This window comes from Sorangium sp. So ce1335, assembly GCF_051521615.1.
GTDB lineage: Bacteria > Myxococcota_A > Polyangia > Polyangiales > Polyangiaceae > Sorangium.
Map to the genome: position 1 here is coordinate 3154947 of NZ_CP150363.1, position 14657 is coordinate 3169603.

Here is a 14657-nt window from a genome sequence, read left to right on the forward strand (position 1 = left end):
GGAGAGACCGGCTCAATTTTTTGGAGGTGATCCCTCGAGGCCGAGCGATTCGAGCCTGCCGCGGTACGCGGAGCCGGGGAACCGCTCGAGCAGGCTCGCGGCGCGAGCGCGCGCCTCGGCCGCGCGGCCGAGGGCGAGCAGGGCGCGGATGGCGATGATCTCGCGCTCTTGACCGAGCGCGCCTGTGGGGAAGCGCCGCGCGTGCTCGAGCGTGAGCGCGAGGGCCGAGCCGGCGTCGGTGGCGAGCGCGTCCTGCGCGCGATGGAGCAGCTGGACCTCGGTCTCCGCCTCGTCGGCGGCGCCGGCGGGGGGAGGGCTCGCGCTCGGGGGAGCCCCGCCGCTCGGCGCGCCCGGCGAGCGGAGCGCCGCCCCCCCGGCGCGCGGCGCGGCGGTGCGCGCGCGCGGGAGGAGATCGTCGTGCGGCGCGCTCGCGGGCTCGCGCGCTGCGCCGCGACCGGGCTCCGATCCAGCGGGTCCGGCGCCGTCGAGGCCGGGCTCCGCGGGCGGCGCGGGGGTGGGCCTGGGCGCGGCGACGCTCGGCCCGGCGGCGCTCGCGACGGCGCTGGGCGCGGCGTCGCGCGGGGCCGTGGCGGCGGCGCGCGGCGGCGTGGCGGCGTCGCGCCACCACACGCCGCCCACGACGCCGAGGCCGAGGAGCGCGCCGAGGAGCGCGCTGGAGGCCACGGAAGGCCCCGCGGCGGCCGCGGCGAGGTGCCCGGGCGCGAGCGGAGGCGGCGGGGGCAGCGAAGCGACCTGGGGCGCCCCGGCCGGCGGCGAGGCGCCCGGGGGCGACGTGGCTTGGGGCGCCCCGGCCGGCGGCGAGCCGCCCGGCGGCGAGGCACCCGCCGGCGAGGCGCCCGGGGGCGAGGCGCCCGGCGGCGGGAGCGGCCCGAGCGGGAGGCGCGCGGCGAGGCGGGCGAGGTCGGATGGCCCGGGGAGCTCGCGCTGACCCGCGCGCAAGACGGCGCGTACGGCGTCGGTCGTGTCCGAGGACGCATCGAAGAGCCGCGGCGGATCCTTCGGTTTGCTCAAGGCATCCTCCTGGCCGTGGCGCGCCGCAGGGCGGCCTCGATCACCCGGCGCGCCGCGTAGAGCCGCGCGTACGCCGTATGAAGCGGGCAGCCCACCGCCTCGGCGACCTCCGTCATCGGCAGCTCCTCCAGCTCGAAGAGGACGAACACCGCGCGCTTGTCGTCGTCGAGCATCTGGACGCACGCGTCGAGGAGCGCGCGCGCCTGATGGTCCTCGAGCGCCCCGTGCGGGTCCTCGGGCGCTACCTGGTCGGGCAGCTCGGCGTGCGTCGACTCGCGGCGCCGGTGGGCGCGCTTGCGGTAATCGGCCGCGACCCGGATGCAGATTCCATAGATCCAGGTCTGGACCGAGGATCGCCCCTCGAAGCTCGCGAGGCGCCGGTGGACGATCATGAAGACCTCCTGGCAGACGTCCTCCGCGTCGGCTTCATGGACGCCGAGCCGCCGCAGCGCGCGCCAGACGAACGGCGCGTGATCGAAGAAGAGCTGCTCGAAGGACGGGACCGGCCCTCCCGGCGCGGAGATCGCGCGCGGCCGGCCTTCGCGCGCGGTGGCGAGCAGGGGCATGCGCTGGGGTGAGTGGACGCGCGGCGGACGCGTTTTGAGACAATCGACGCGGCCCGGTCACGGCAGCTCGAGGCCGAGGCCGAGGTCGAGGATGGCCGATACCGGCGACACCTGGAAGATGTCGTGCCGCGCCCCCGCGGCGTCGGTGTAAAAATAGACATCTCGCACGGTCGGCACCGCGATCCCGAGCCCGACGGCCCCGAACAGCGGCCCAACGAAGCGCCGCCGCACGCGCGTGTCGAGGTTCAGATCGAAGACGAGCCGCTCGTGGCGGAACCTGCTCGGCACCGCGGGCCCCTCGACGCGCAGCGATCCGAGCATCGCGCCGGCGCAGCCCGAGAGCGCCGTCTCGCCGCGCACGATCTCGATGGGGCACACGGACAGGCTTCCGTAGGCGAGCGAGAACGCCGGCGATCCCGGCGCCGCGCGGACGCTTGGGCTCGCCCACAGCACGCCGCCCAGCGCGAAGCCCGGCCCGCGCGGCGGCGTCGCGTGCGCGCGCACCCCGACCCCGACGCTCGCGGGCCCGGGCACGAGCCCGAGCCCGCCCACCGCCTCCACCGCGCCCCCCACCCGCCAGGATGCGCTCGGCGCCGCGCTGACGGGCGGACACGCCGGAAGCGCGGCGGCCGCGTGCGCGGCAGGGGGCAGCGGGGCGGGCCGCACCGCCGCGCGCGGCGCTCCCCCGCCGGCGCTCGCGGCCGGCGCTCCCCCGCCGACGCTCGCGGGCGAGCTGCCGGCCGGGCTGCCCGCGGCGCGGGGGAGCAGGAGCGACGCGTCGGGGTCGACGAGCAACGCGATCACGAGCTCGAGCTGATCGTCGATCGCCCGACAATCGACGTGAGCGGCCTCGATCTCCCGCGACCCGATCGCCGCCCCGCCCGCGCCGAACACCCGGATCGTCGCCCGCCAGACGCCGGACTCCTGCGAGCGCTCGATCCGCCCCTCGATGGCCACCTCGCCGAGGGTGGGCGGCACGAACGCGACCCGCCCGAGCCGCCGCTCCACGGCGAGCGCGAGCGTCCGCGCGTCAATGCACGCCTCGGCCCCAGGCATCCGCACCCACGCGAGCGACGAGGTGCGCGGTCCCGCGTCGGCAGGACGACCGAAGGTGCCCAGCGCGGCCCCGACGAGGAGCGCGAGCGCCGCGGGTCTCATGCGGCAGCTTATCCATTCGATCGTCGAGGCCGTCAAGAAGGGGAAAATGGGGCCGGAGCTGCGTCAGGTCAGTGGGCTCTACGCAGTCCGAACCGGTCGATCGCGCTCAGGGAGAGCCCTCCTCGGGATCGACGTCGGCAGCATAGCAGTCCGAGAAACCGTCGCTGCTCGTCTTGCACACCTCGTCCTGGAAGCACCAGTAATAGCTCACGCCGAACGTCGTATCGCAGTACCGGACCCCGTGTACCCCGTCCTCGACGACGCACGCTGCCTCACCGAGCCCGGAGCAGTCGGTGGCCACGGTGTCCGGCTGGAACCAGCACCTCGGTCGGGCTCCGGGGCCGGTCTGGCACGCGAACGGGCGCGCTGCTTCTTCGCTCGCATCGCTGTACTCGGCGTACGGCGGCACGAACCCCGGGATCCCCGTCCCCGTCGCCTTGACGCTGCACACGGCGCCCGCGACGAGCGTGTCGAGGCGGCACTGGGACGTAGGATGGCCCTCCTTCGTCACCGCGGCCTCGGTCGTGTCCGGGGTGTCGAGCCGCGGGTAGACGAGCTCCCTCGGGGCCTGGAGCACCTCCTGCTCCTCGTACAACCGCCCCGTTTGCAGGCTGGCGCGCAGGATCCGGCCGCAGAGCTGCTGGCTCGCCAGGTCGCTGTAGGCCGTCGTGCAACGCTCGCGCGCGGAAGGGTCGAGCTCGGCGAACGCCGCGGCGTTCGCCTCGGTTTCATTCGCCCACAGCCGCGGCAAGCAATCCTTCGTGGCAAAGTAGTCGGACTGCCCCTCGGAGGAGATCGACGTGCCCAGCGCGCCGGCGCTGTCCCCGCCGCGGTTGGTCTTGAACGGGAACCCGCCGATGAAGTGCCCCATCTCGTGGCACATCGTGAGCGCGAACACCTCCGTCGTCATGCTCGGGGCCGTGAGCCATCCCCTGGTCACCTGAATCGTCCAGTCCTCCCCCGGTTTGAGCTGCACGCTGGCGCTGACCGCATCGCTGTCCCAGTTGATCCTCCACGAGATCTTGTGGGTACCTGCCGGATTCGCGGCCGCGGCGTGGTCCTGGTAGAGCGCGACCACGCGATCGAGGATCGCTTCGGCCTCCTCGCGCGTCGGAGGGCGCTCCCCCGAAAGCGGCGCGCTGTCGACAGGCGCATCGGCAGCGCCTCCGATGACGGAGGCGGAGTTGCCGTCCGTCCCCTTGGTGGAGACGTCGTCCACCTCTCCCATACACGCCGAAAGAAGAACTGACGAAGCAATGATAATGTAGAATTTCATGTCGAACTCCGTCGTGCTGAATCGCCGACCAAAGCCGGACCGAGCCAGGCGGCCGACGTTGGTGCAGCCAGGTGCGCCGAGGAGCCCTACGGACACAGGGCGGCGAGGAGCAGCGACGCGATGCGACCGACTTGGGCTGCCTGGCGGCGGGAGCTTCTGTTCGTGCTCTTGATGCCGCCGCGGGGATCGATCCTTCAGATTATTTTTCTTATGGTCTGCCCCGCCCGCCCGCTCGACCGCCTCATGCCACAGGACGGTGGTATGGCGACTATTTTCTCCTACAGCGCGATCCGGAGGCCGCGGTGCCCGACGATGGGAAGGTCGAATTCGGCGGCCTCATCCGGCGCCGGGCTCCGCCTCGGGCTCGGCCAGGGCGGCTGGAGCGGGGGCCCCTCGGACCCCTTTACGGGCTATCGTATCGGCAGGAGCGGGCCCCGCGCCGCGGGTCAGCCGCGGGCCTGATCCTGGATGGCGTTGAACACGGCGGCCATTTCATCGGCGCCGTGGCCGAGCTGCAACGCCCGTTTGTAGTAGGACAGGATGAGCTCCGGGATGCGCCGATCGATGTTGTTCTCCCGGCTGAGACGCGCGATGTGCTCGAGTGCGCCGGTGTGAATGTCCAGCGTGCAGTCGGTCCCGTTGAAATCGCCGGTCGACAGCATCTTCTTGCACATGTCGGCGGTGATCGAGATGAGCGGCATGATCGCCTGGTACCTGGCGAAGTACGCGTCGAGGGGAAACTTCTCCGACGCACAGATGGCCGCCCCGTGCAGGAACGACAGCGTGGCGCCGTAAAAGCTCTCCAGGAGAGCGCAGTCGAGCGCTGCCGCGGCCCCGATCGGCTCGCCGACGTGGGAGGTGGCCCCGCCGAGGACGCGCAGCGTCGGCTCGTGGCGGTCGTAGAGCTCCCTGGGACCCGAGTAGAACACCGGCGTCTGTTCACCGCCGATGTAGCTGGGGTAAGCCAAGATGCATCCGTCCAGGTAGTTGATTCCGAGGTCCGACGCCCATGCCGCCCCGCTGCGGGCGTCGTTGGGCGTGCCGCTGGTCAGCTGTACAATCGTCCGGCCCTTCGCGGCCTCGGCCACGAGGGGAGCGCGGAGGACCTGGTCGCTTGCCTCGTAGTTGAGCAGCGAGATGATCGTCAGGTCGCTCTCGCTGCACGCCTGCTCGGGCGTCGCCGCCACCTTCGCCTGGCCCTGAAACGGCTCTGCCTTGCTGTGGGTCCGGTTCCATACGGTCACCCGATGACCTGCGTTGATGTAGGCGCGCGCCAGCGCGGCGCCCATCTGACCCAGACCAACGATGGATACGGTCTCTTTGTGCGGCAAGATCTGATCTCCTCTTCCCTGTGATCACCTGCGCAGATGCCTGGAGACCACCGGCTGATGCCACCTCAGGCTTCATAGGCTGTCAAGGTGAATCCCAGCGCGCTGTGCACAGGGCTCCACCGCGCCTGCGGGGTGTCAGTCACACCGCTCGCCGCCGGCGCCGTGTCGCGTACATGAGGTCATGAGCATCCCGGGGAGGCTCGGGGCTGCGTGCTCTGTGCGGCGGCGTGCGGTGGGGTCGACAGACCAAGCGGGGCGAGGTCGCCCGTGCGCTCGCGACGGCGGGCTGGCGAGTCGCGGCGCGCCGGGCAGGCCTTCGAGACGCCGAGGGCTGCCGCCTGCACCCCGGCGCGGGCGCGCAGGTTCTCTGCCGAGGTCCATCGCGGAAACGAGCGCCGAAACGAGCAGCTGCCGGGCAGCTGTGCGCTGTGGGGGGTGAGCTGCGAAAGGACGCGCCAGCGCAGATCAAGCCGCCGCGGCTGCCTCGTCACCCGGACGGCCCGTGATCCCCCGCCCAGGCCTCGTCTGACGCACTCGGTTCATCTCTACCTTGACACGTGAACAGTACTGCGCAAAAGTTCGACCGGGTAGGCCTGCGCTCGCACCCCCTTCGAAGCTAGGAGATGACAATGCCCATCATCGGACGACAGTGCACACGCGATGGCAGGACGGTCTGCCTCGAGATGAGTCAGGCCGGTCTGCCGGTAAATCACGAGGGGCCCGGGCTCACGGTTGTTTACGGGTGGTCGAGCGAGGAGCGCCGCGCGCAAGGGCTCCCGGCTTCGATCCAAGGCGTCGAGCTCCGCACGGACTCGGGCAAGGTCCTCGCGTTCAAGTACTGCCCGTTTTGCGGCGAGGGGCTGGTGGGGAGCGCGACGAGCGTCCGGGCGACCGTGGCGCGACGCGCCGCGTCGGAAGGCGCCCGCACCGAGTCGCCGCCGGTGGGGGTCGAGCGCGCACAGCGGGGTGTGCGTGCGATCGAGGTCGTGCCGCCTCGCCCTCCGAGCGCACCGACGCGCGAGCAAGCGGCGACGGGCGCGACGTCGCTGAAGGTGCTTCGCGAGAAGCTCGGACTCTCGCAGGCCGAGCTCGCCGGGAAGCTCGGCCTCGCGCGCAGCTCGGTCGCCAACTACGAGAACGGACGGTCACCTCTGTCGCAACGGCTCCGCAAGTGGATCGCAAAGCACGAAGCGAAGCTCACCGAAGGGGGGAACGGCGCAGCCCGTCGCGGGAGCGCGGCCGCGTAAAGAGCAGAGACGGTGTCTCGGGCTGCGATGCTCCCGATGTCGATCCCGAGGAGGGATCGCCCTGTGGGCGCGCTCGATCCTCGTCGCCTTCCCCGCCGAGCCGGCGTGAGGCCGCGGCGCGCCGGCCCGCCGCGCGAGCGACGCATGTCGACGCGCGTGGCCGGGGCGTCGCGCGGGGCGGCTCAATCGTCGAGCCGGAGCGAGCCGAACGTCGGCTCGCCCGCGCGCCGGTAGGTGTTGACGACGACGCCTCGCGCGGTCGTGCGCGTGGCCCTGAGCTCGAAGGCCGTGGGCGCGACGCGCTCGAAGAGGCGCGTGCCGGCGCCGAGCACGACCGGGAACGTGAGCACGTGCAGCTCGTCGACCAGGCGGTGCGAGAGCAGCGCCTGCGCGAGGCCCGCGCTGCCGTGCACTTGCACCTCGCGCTCGTAGCGTTGCTTCAGGCCGGCGACGCCGGCGACGACGTCGCGCTCAGGTTTACTCCGCGGTGATGAACGCGACGCTGGTGTTCAGATCGGGGACGCAGAGGATGCGGCGCTCCGGATCGAAGCCGATGTCCGCGGCCGAGGCGACGGCGTGATCCGCGGCGAGGTCGTACGCGACCGTCCAGGTGCCGTCCGCCGAGACCCGGAAGACCTTGCCAGAACCATAATCCGACACCCAGAAGGCGTCTCCATCCCTCTCGACCCCGTCGAGCCTGCCGGCGAGATCGCCGAGGCGCGTGACGGTCCGGTCGGCGAGATCGATGGAGAGGAATGTCCCGAGCTGATCCTCTGTCTCGCCCCCCGCGCCCACCACGACGAGCGATCCGCCGTCGACGAGCACGCCGTTCGGGCCGACCACGTCCTCGAACTTGAGGAAGAGCTCGGCGCTCGTGGGGGCGCCGGGGTCGATTCGATAGATGACGTTCGCGACCGTGTCGGAGGCGTAGACCTGGCCTGTGCTCTCGTCGACGGCGACGTCGTTGACGAACAGGCCTTCCGGAATGAGGTATTCGGTGACGGTGTGGTCCGAGAGGGAGATGCCGAGGACACGGTCGACGTCGGTCACGTAAAGGGCGCCTTCGAAGACCCGTATCCCTTTGGGATTGTTGAGCCCGTCGAGCCATCTCGCGTCGAGGACTTTTCCGTTCTCGTCGAGGCGGCTGATCCAGCCCGCCTCGCCCTCTCCCCCGATGTTCGACACGTACCAGAGCCGGTCTTCCGGATCCCAGTAGCAGCTCTCCGGCGCGGCGAACCCGCCCACCTGCTGGAACGCGTAGGCGGGGCCGCCGCCGGCGCCGCCGGATCCCCCATCGCCTCCGGCGCCTCCATCGCCCCCGGCGCCGCCGGATCCCCCATCGCCCCCGGTGCCGCCGGTGCCGCCGGTGCCGCCGGTGCCGCCGTCACCCCCCGTGCCCGAGGAGGTGGACGACGTGGCCCCGCCCTCGCCCCCCGTGCCCGAGGACGTGCTCGCCCCGCTCGATGTGGTGCCGGTACCGGAATCGCCGACATCATCGTCGCCGCACGCGCCGAGCATCGACGTGAGGCAGATGGAAGCCAGCGCAACATAGCGTCGATTCAGGAACATGATCTCCTCGATGGGCTCCGTTCAGGTGTAGACCTCCCTACAAGCGCTCGCGCGCCAGCGTCAACCGAGCAGCAGGGTTCGGTCCACAGGCGCGTTCGCGCGCTCGTCTTCCAGGCATTCAGCCCGCGACGACCAACGCGCTGGCACGGACTCGAGCGGCTCCCCGGAATCCCGGGTCGGGTCGCCTCAACCCGGGTCGGGTTGCCCGGCGCTGCGGGCGCGGCCCCACTCCCGCACCTCGGCGGGCGCCCCGCGCAGACCGCAGTACAAAATAGAAGGAAGAGGACGCCGGCCGGGGGGAGCCGGCGCCCTCTTCATGAGCGCGCGCTCTACGAGCGCCCGCCCGCGGTCAGTTCGCGAACCGGACGTTGTCCAGGTAGTACGGCCCCGCGTTGGCGGTCACGTTGAAGATGAACTGCAGCTTCACATCGCTGGGCGATGCGTTCAGCGCGTTCTTGGTGGCCGTCGCCAGCGAGGCGAACTGGATCGTATGGAACTCCCCCGGGGTGAGCGGTGTCAGCTCAGCCTCGCCGGCCCACTGGTTGTTGATGCCGGCCGACGGGATCGAGATCATCGCCACGACCTTCCCGATCCAGCTCGGATTCGGCTGCACGGGGGACACGAAGAGGTCGACCGTGATCTTGTCGCCCACCGGGGTGAGCCCCGCGGTGCTGAAATTCGCGCTCACGATCTCGTTCCACGAGGACGGCATCTTCACCTCGAGCGACGAGATGCCCTCCTGCACCCGGCCCGTGTGGACCGAGAGCAGGGCCTGCGTCGAGGTCCACGCCCCCGGCTTCTCGAAGCCGAGGATCGGGTTGTTGAGGAGGAAGTCCTCCATCACCCGCTGGCGGAACGGCAGGAACTTCTCGCTGAGCATCTTCGAGATGCGGAACCGCTCCCGGGTCGTCGTCTCGTCGACCGGCTCCTTCTGCTCGGAGGTGTGGGTGAACCCCAGCGTCCGGAGGGGATTCTCGTCCAGGCCGACGTCGAGCGGGCTCTCGGGATCGGTGAGGTCGGGCACGGGCTGGCCGTTCTCGTCCAGCGTCGTCTTGAAGAACTCGTTGTCGACGTTCACGGGCTCATGGCACCCGGCGCAGGCGAGCGACTGCGCGCGGGCCACGATGTGCTCCGGGGTCAAGGTGCTCCCCATCGCGGTGAGCTTCGCCTGGATGCTGTTCCTGAACGCCGTCGGCGCGGTGGTGAACTTGTTCAGGTAGTTGTTGTGGATCGGGATCATCAGGCTCTCGCCGGCCTCGTGCTCGCTGGGCACCTCCGCCCCGTACGCGAACCGGTTGATGTCGTCCGTGGCCGCGAGCCTCTCCACCACGCTCGGGAAGAACGTGGCCTGGAAGTCGGTGACGCGCTGATCGCCCGAGGCGCTCGTGAAGAGCTTCCCGGCCGGGTTGTCCGATACGAACGAGGGCGCGATGAGCAGCCAGCCGCCGGTCGGACCGGCGTGCGCGATCTCGAACTGCCGGAGCGACCAGGAGGTCAACGGCAAGCCCATGGGCCTCACGAACTCGTTGGTCCGGATCTGGCCGCCCTCGGGGCCGTAGTGGTCGATGTGAATGACGGGCTCGAACCCGCTCAGACCATCGAAGTAGAAGTCGTGCAGCTCCGCCGCCCGGGTCGCCGGGCTCTTCGCGGGATCCGACTGGTTCAGCCAGAAGTTGACGACGGGGGCGCACCCGAGCCGGCCCTGGCTCGGGTTCGGGTTGGGGAGCCGGCCCTCGAAGATGATGAAGTTGCGGTTCAGGGTGTTGGTGATGCCCGACCGCTTCGCGAACACGATGCGGTACTCGCCGCAATGGGCGCCGTCCGGCGGCGCGAGGTCGAAGCGGTTCGCCAGGGTCGTGGCCATGTACGCGCTGTCGCTCTCCGAGTCAGCGAAGGGATCGCTCTCGGGGTCGTCCGCCGTCCGGGGGCAGAAGATGGGCCAGCCGTTGATCGAGCCGGTCTGGTTCTTCTCCTCATGCGGGATGGGGCCGGTGAGCGGATCGTCCACAGGCTCGAGATCGCCGGTGTTCGGCGGCTCGTCATCGCAGTTCGGGCCGATGTTGTTCGGGTCGCTCGATCCGGGCCGGTGGTTGTTAATGAACTGCCGGAACACCGAGAGGGGCGTCGCGGTGCTGGAGGCGCCCGCCTGGTCGATGAGCTGCTGGAGCACCTCCTCGAGCGTGAACGCGCTCACGACGTCCGTCTCCGTGACGATGAGCGATTTGCGGTCATCGATGAGGAACGGCAGCGTGAGCGCCAGGGCGGCCTCGCCAGCCTCGCCCTCCAGGACATCCTCCGGCGCGCCGTCCGTCGGCCCGACGTCCGAGCACGCGGCGGGCAAGAGCGCGAGCGCGATCAGCGCGGCGTGCCGCGACCTCCGCCACGCGCCGGCGGAGGTGTGATGGGAATGAGTGCGCACCGGACTGCTCGAACTCGACGACCTGGAGAACATGAGACCTCCTGAGAGTGACCACCTGCGATCGCAGCGTCGCTGCGCGCGCGACAAAGGAGCGGCCTGCACGGCAGCGAGCGCGCGAGCGCGCCGAGACGCTGCTCCATGAACGACGAGCCGCGCGCGCCCGACCCGGGCGCGCATCGCCGCTGGCCACGCTGTCACCGCAGCACGGCCTCATCGTTCATGACATGGACGATCCTGTGAACACCTGCCCGCGCGCCGTTCTCTGCGGCGACGCCCTGGGCATAATCACGAGCGGCGATGTTAGTCTGGTTTGTGATCAAATCAAGCGTTGCGGACTTTTCTTCGATTTCTGATCACGGTTCGCGGCGCGCGCGGCCAGCAAGTTTTGCGCGGCTCGCGCACTGGACATCTCCCGCGCGGCGCGCGCGGCGAGATGTCCAGTGCGCGCCTGTGGGGCGCGGCGGGGGAAGTCGCAGGCGCCGCGTCGTCCGGGGTCGTCCCCGCGCGCAGGAGAGGTGAAGCCGCAGAGGCACACTGGATACAGGAGAGAGAGCGAAGATGCTGTGTCCTTCGTGCCTCGAAAGGGTTTCTCTTCTCTCCTCTGCTTTGCGCTCCTCGGCTCTGCTGCCTGCGGGAACGAAGGACGAGCCCGGGCGACGCGGCGCCGGTCGGGGTTCGCGATGAGGTCACAGCTTGTGAACGAGAACGGCGCGGAGAAGGACCGCACGGACAGGGGCCGCGGCGATCGGCTCACGCACCCTGAATGCCGCTGAGCCCGCCATCCTTCACGGGATCGCGGGCGGGCTCGTAATTTTTTTCAGGGAGCCGCGTTCACGGCCCGGTGCACCCGCTCGGCGTAGGGGGTCGACGGGTACCGCGCGAGGAACGACGCCGCGCGCGCCCGCGCCTCGTCGACGCGCCCGAGGCGCATCAGCGCGCGGATCGCGACGTACTCCCGCTCCTCGGCGAGCCGCCCGCCCGGGAACTCGCGCTGGTGCTCCCGCACCGCCGCGAGGGCGGCGTCCGGGTCCTGCGCGGCCGCCGCCCTGGCCGTGTCGATGAGCTTCGACTCCCGGAGCAGCTCGTCGCTGTCGCTCGCAGCGGCCGCCGCCGGCGCGGCCGGCCGGGTGTTCCTCGGCAGCTCCCGGCGGGGGACGGACGCCGCCGGGCGCGCCGGCTCCGGCGCCGGCGCAGCCTCCGGCGCGGCGACGGGCTCCGCAGGCGCCGCGGCCACGCCGCCCCCGCGCTGGATCAGCTCCTCCAGTGGCAAGTTGACGAGCTGCGGCGGGGTCGCCGCCGGGGCGCCGGCGCGCTGGCCGTCGTCGAGGGCGAGGTAGAGCCCGGCCCCGCCGAGCCCGACGCCCACAGCGACGAAGATCCCTTTGACCCACATCGGCAGCGTCGCCCCGGCGCCCGCGCTCGCCGTACCGAGCGGCGCCACCCGCGCAGCGGTCCGCGCGAACTCGGCGGACGTCATGGGCCGCGGGCGCGACGCGGCGAGGAGCAGCTCACGCGCTCCCTGGGGGGCGCCCCCACCGTCCAGGATCCATCGCTTCGGATCGCTCATGCCCTCCCCCTGCGCTCTCGCGCGGCCTCCGCCTTCTTTAACAGATTCGCGAACTCTTTGCGCGCCGCGTGGAGCCGCGAGTAGACCGTCCCGACGGGGACGCCGATCAGGCTCGCGATCTCGTTGCACGGCATCTCTTCGATCTCGAACATGACAAACACGGCTCGCCGGTCGAGATCCATGGCCTCGAGGATCGACTCGAGCTGCAATCTCGCCTGTTGTTGAGAGGTGATCTCCTCGGGGCCTCTCGCCGAGTCCGGTACGTCGTCGACGATCTCGCCGAGCCGCTCGCGCCGCGTGTGGGCGCGGCGGCGCTGCGAGGCGGCGACCCGCCGGCAGATGGCGAACAGCCACGTCGTGACGGGGCAGGCCCAGTCGAACGAGGGGAGGCGCCGCTGGACGACGATGAAGACGTCCTGGAAGGCGTCTTCCAGGTCGGGGTGCTGGATGCCGAACCGTTGAAGGGTGGCCCAGACGAAGCCGCCGTGCTCGGCGTGCAGGGCGACGAGGCTCTGCGGCGGCTGCTTGGCGCCGCCCAGGACCTCCGCTGGCATGCATTGCTCCACGGACTGGTGAATGCCGGCAGCCCGGGGTTCCTTCATCAAAACGCGACCCCGACGCCGACGAACGCCGCGCCGCCGACCGCCGGCTGCTCGAAGGGCGCCGGCTGCTCGCCCTCGAGCCGGAAGCTGTACCGCGTCATGGGGACGATGAGGTCGGCGCCTGTCTCGATCCGCAGCGGCCCGACGACGCGGACGCCGAGGCGCGCGCCCGCGCCGGCGCTGATCCACGTCCGGGCGCCGGGATCGGTGGGGACGTACCGCTCGTCCTCGTCGATGACGGCGTACACGGCGCCCGCGAGCACCCGGCCGCAGAGCCCCAGGGCGATCGCGCGGCTGTGGATCGCCTCAACGCACCCGCCGAGCCAGCCCGCGGTCAGGCCGAAGGCGAACGTCGGGTCGGTCGCGGGCTGCTCCGGGAGCCACATCGCCCCGGTCTCCACGGTCCATCGCGGCAGGACGGACCACGCGGCCGCCAGGGAGACGCCGCCGCCGGGCGAGGGGATGAGGCCCACGGACGCGAGCCCGCGCCAGGTGATGGAGACCCCGACGTGCGGCGGCTGGGCGGGCGGCGGCGGGGGCGCGGGCCTTGTCTCGGCCGGCCAGGGGAACGGCGGCTCCGGCGGCTTTCCTGTCGCCGGGGGCGGCGCCGGAGGGGGGGGCGGGCGTGGCGGCGGCTCGGCGGGCGGCGGGGCCGGGGAGGAGAGCTCGGCGTCGGGGTCGACAGCGAGGACGATGATCTGCGTCACGGCGGCGGTGATCCCGTCGCAGCTCATCCCGTGATCGGCGATCGTGCGGACGGTCGGGGGGGCGCCGTCGCACCCTTCGGTCCGGACCTGGGCCGACCACGCCCCGGGTTGCCCGCGCACGACGGCCTCGATCGAGGTGACCTTGCCCGTCGTGACGAGCTCCCGCCCGAGCCGGCGCGAGACGTCGGCGCGCACCTGGGACGCCGAGGGGCACTGGGCCTCCGCCCCCTCGAGGCGCACCCACGACACGTCGGCGGCCGCGAGGTCGCACTCCTCCGCTCGCGCCACGGCCGGCGCCAGCGCGGCGGCCGCGAGGACGACCGGCGCCAGCGCACGCGCGCCCCCCGCGCTCACCATCGCGTCGCACCTCGCCGGTGGCTCGGGGTTCTGCGGGCGATGGTGAGACCTCGTACGGAGCGACGCGTCATGACGGAGAGGATGTTAGCTCACGTGCCAGTCGTGAGCGCGGTCGTGTACACCCGGGTGGTCGACGCGTCACACCCCAATTTACGGTGCCTTTGCGGGTGGCCTTCCTCGCATGTACACGAGAAACACGCGGCGGAGAAGGCGCGACGCGTGGCGCTTCCTCCCGTCGCGTCGAGCGGGCACGCCGCGATGTGAAGCGCGGAGGGCGTGCGCGCAGGGCGTGCGCGGTGGGCGCGCCGGGGCGCCGCTTCGACGCTGGATTTTTACATTGGCAGCGCTCTCGAAGCGCCAGTGTGGGTTGAGCGGCGTCGCGCTACGGCTTCTTGCCCACGGTGTAGAACACGCCCGCTGCGCCCCACGCCTCCGGAACGGTGGTGATCGTGTACACGTCCGCGAGGTCCTGCTCCGCCTCGGCGGCCTGGCTCGCGGGGATGAGCGCCCGCTTCCAGCCCGTGATGATGTCGAGGAGGTTCTTGAGCCCGAGATCCTGGCTCGTGCCAGGGAGCACGCGAGGCCGCACGTCCGCGAACCCGGGCGCCCTGAACAGGCCGTCGGAACACGTGGATCGAGCGAGAAATGAACCGCCAAGGCGCCGAGGACGCCAAGAAGGAGAGAATATCTTGGCGTCCCTGGCGCCCTGGCGCCCTGGCGCCCTGGCGGTTCGAAGCTCTGCTCGTTTCAGGCGGGGTCAACCCGTTTGTTGCTCCAGGGTCATGGCTGGCGACGAGCCTTCCTGCTCCCCGGCAACCGCACATCC

The 14657-nt window shown here is 71.4% G+C and carries 13 protein-coding genes and 1 pseudogene; 2 read left to right on the top strand and 12 right to left on the bottom strand.

The annotated features are described in order from the left end of the window. Nucleotides 1–12: 12 nt before the first annotated feature. The 5 genes from WMF24_RS11825 to WMF24_RS11845 form a co-directional block, all read right to left on the bottom strand. Nucleotides 13–1032: a hypothetical protein gene (locus WMF24_RS11825; RefSeq protein ID WP_437736499.1), complete on the bottom strand. Its 1020-nt coding sequence runs from the start codon at nt 1030–1032 to the stop codon at nt 13–15. Then, nucleotides 1029–1598: an RNA polymerase sigma factor gene (locus WMF24_RS11830; protein ID WP_437736500.1), complete on the bottom strand. Its 570-nt coding sequence runs from the start codon at nt 1596–1598 to the stop codon at nt 1029–1031. The genes WMF24_RS11825 and WMF24_RS11830 overlap by 4 nt, the downstream gene beginning before the upstream one ends. 57 nt (nt 1599–1655) lie before the next feature. Further along, nucleotides 1656–2756: a hypothetical protein gene (locus WMF24_RS11835; protein WP_437736501.1), complete on the bottom strand. Its 1101-nt coding sequence runs from the start codon at nt 2754–2756 to the stop codon at nt 1656–1658. A gap of 106 nt (nt 2757–2862) precedes the next feature. Beyond that, nucleotides 2863–3984, bottom strand: a complete 1122-nt coding sequence (locus tag WMF24_RS11840; protein WP_437736502.1) for a hypothetical protein — start codon at nt 3982–3984, stop codon at nt 2863–2865. A gap of 494 nt (nt 3985–4478) precedes the next feature. Continuing rightward, complete coding sequence (locus WMF24_RS11845; protein ID WP_437736503.1) at nt 4479–5363, bottom strand: NAD(P)-dependent oxidoreductase; 885 nt, start codon at nt 5361–5363, stop codon at nt 4479–4481. A 629-nt stretch (nt 5364–5992) separates the two neighbouring features. Here WMF24_RS11845 and WMF24_RS11850 point away from each other — a divergent pair. Continuing rightward, the gene (locus WMF24_RS11850; protein WP_437736504.1) at nt 5993–6610 is read left to right on the top strand and encodes a helix-turn-helix domain-containing protein; all 618 of its coding nucleotides are present in this window, start codon (nt 5993–5995) and stop codon (nt 6608–6610) included. A 182-nt stretch (nt 6611–6792) separates the two neighbouring features. Here the strand turns inward: WMF24_RS11850 and WMF24_RS11855 are convergent. From WMF24_RS11855 to WMF24_RS11865, 3 genes and pseudogenes are all read right to left on the bottom strand, one after another. Then, nucleotides 6793–7059: pseudogene (locus tag WMF24_RS11855) on the bottom strand (dihydrofolate reductase family protein); the annotation flags it as partial. Between the two features lie 28 nt (nt 7060–7087). Next, the gene (locus WMF24_RS11860; RefSeq protein ID WP_437736505.1) at nt 7088–8179 is read right to left on the bottom strand and encodes an SMP-30/gluconolactonase/LRE family protein; all 1092 of its coding nucleotides are present in this window, start codon (nt 8177–8179) and stop codon (nt 7088–7090) included. 349 nt (nt 8180–8528) lie between these two features. Further along, entirely contained in the window at nt 8529–10598 is a 2070-nt protein-coding gene (locus WMF24_RS11865) for a hypothetical protein (protein ID WP_437736506.1), read from the bottom strand. A 47-nt stretch (nt 10599–10645) separates the two neighbouring features. On the opposite strand from WMF24_RS11865, the gene WMF24_RS11870 reads away from it, so the two are divergent. Continuing rightward, complete coding sequence (locus tag WMF24_RS11870; protein ID WP_437736507.1) at nt 10646–10951, top strand: hypothetical protein; 306 nt, start codon at nt 10646–10648, stop codon at nt 10949–10951. A gap of 464 nt (nt 10952–11415) precedes the next feature. Here the strand turns inward: WMF24_RS11870 and WMF24_RS11875 are convergent, their stop codons facing one another. The 4 genes from WMF24_RS11875 to WMF24_RS11890 form a co-directional block, all read right to left on the bottom strand. Continuing rightward, nucleotides 11416–12165, bottom strand: coding sequence for a hypothetical protein (locus WMF24_RS11875; protein ID WP_437736508.1), 750 nt, complete (start codon nt 12163–12165; stop codon nt 11416–11418). Beyond that, the gene (locus WMF24_RS11880) at nt 12162–12719 is read right to left on the bottom strand and encodes an RNA polymerase sigma factor (protein ID WP_437736509.1); all 558 of its coding nucleotides are present in this window, start codon (nt 12717–12719) and stop codon (nt 12162–12164) included. Before WMF24_RS11880 ends, WMF24_RS11875 begins: the two co-directional genes overlap by 4 nt. A gap of 47 nt (nt 12720–12766) precedes the next feature. After that, nucleotides 12767–13831 carry a hypothetical protein gene (locus WMF24_RS11885; RefSeq protein WP_437736510.1) on the bottom strand — a complete coding sequence of 355 codons (1065 nt, stop codon included), beginning with the start codon at nt 13829–13831 and terminating at the stop codon, nt 12767–12769. 382 nt (nt 13832–14213) lie between these two features. After that, nucleotides 14214–14408: a hypothetical protein gene (locus tag WMF24_RS11890; RefSeq protein WP_437736511.1), complete on the bottom strand. Its 195-nt coding sequence runs from the start codon at nt 14406–14408 to the stop codon at nt 14214–14216. Between the last annotated feature and the right edge of the window lie 249 nt (nt 14409–14657).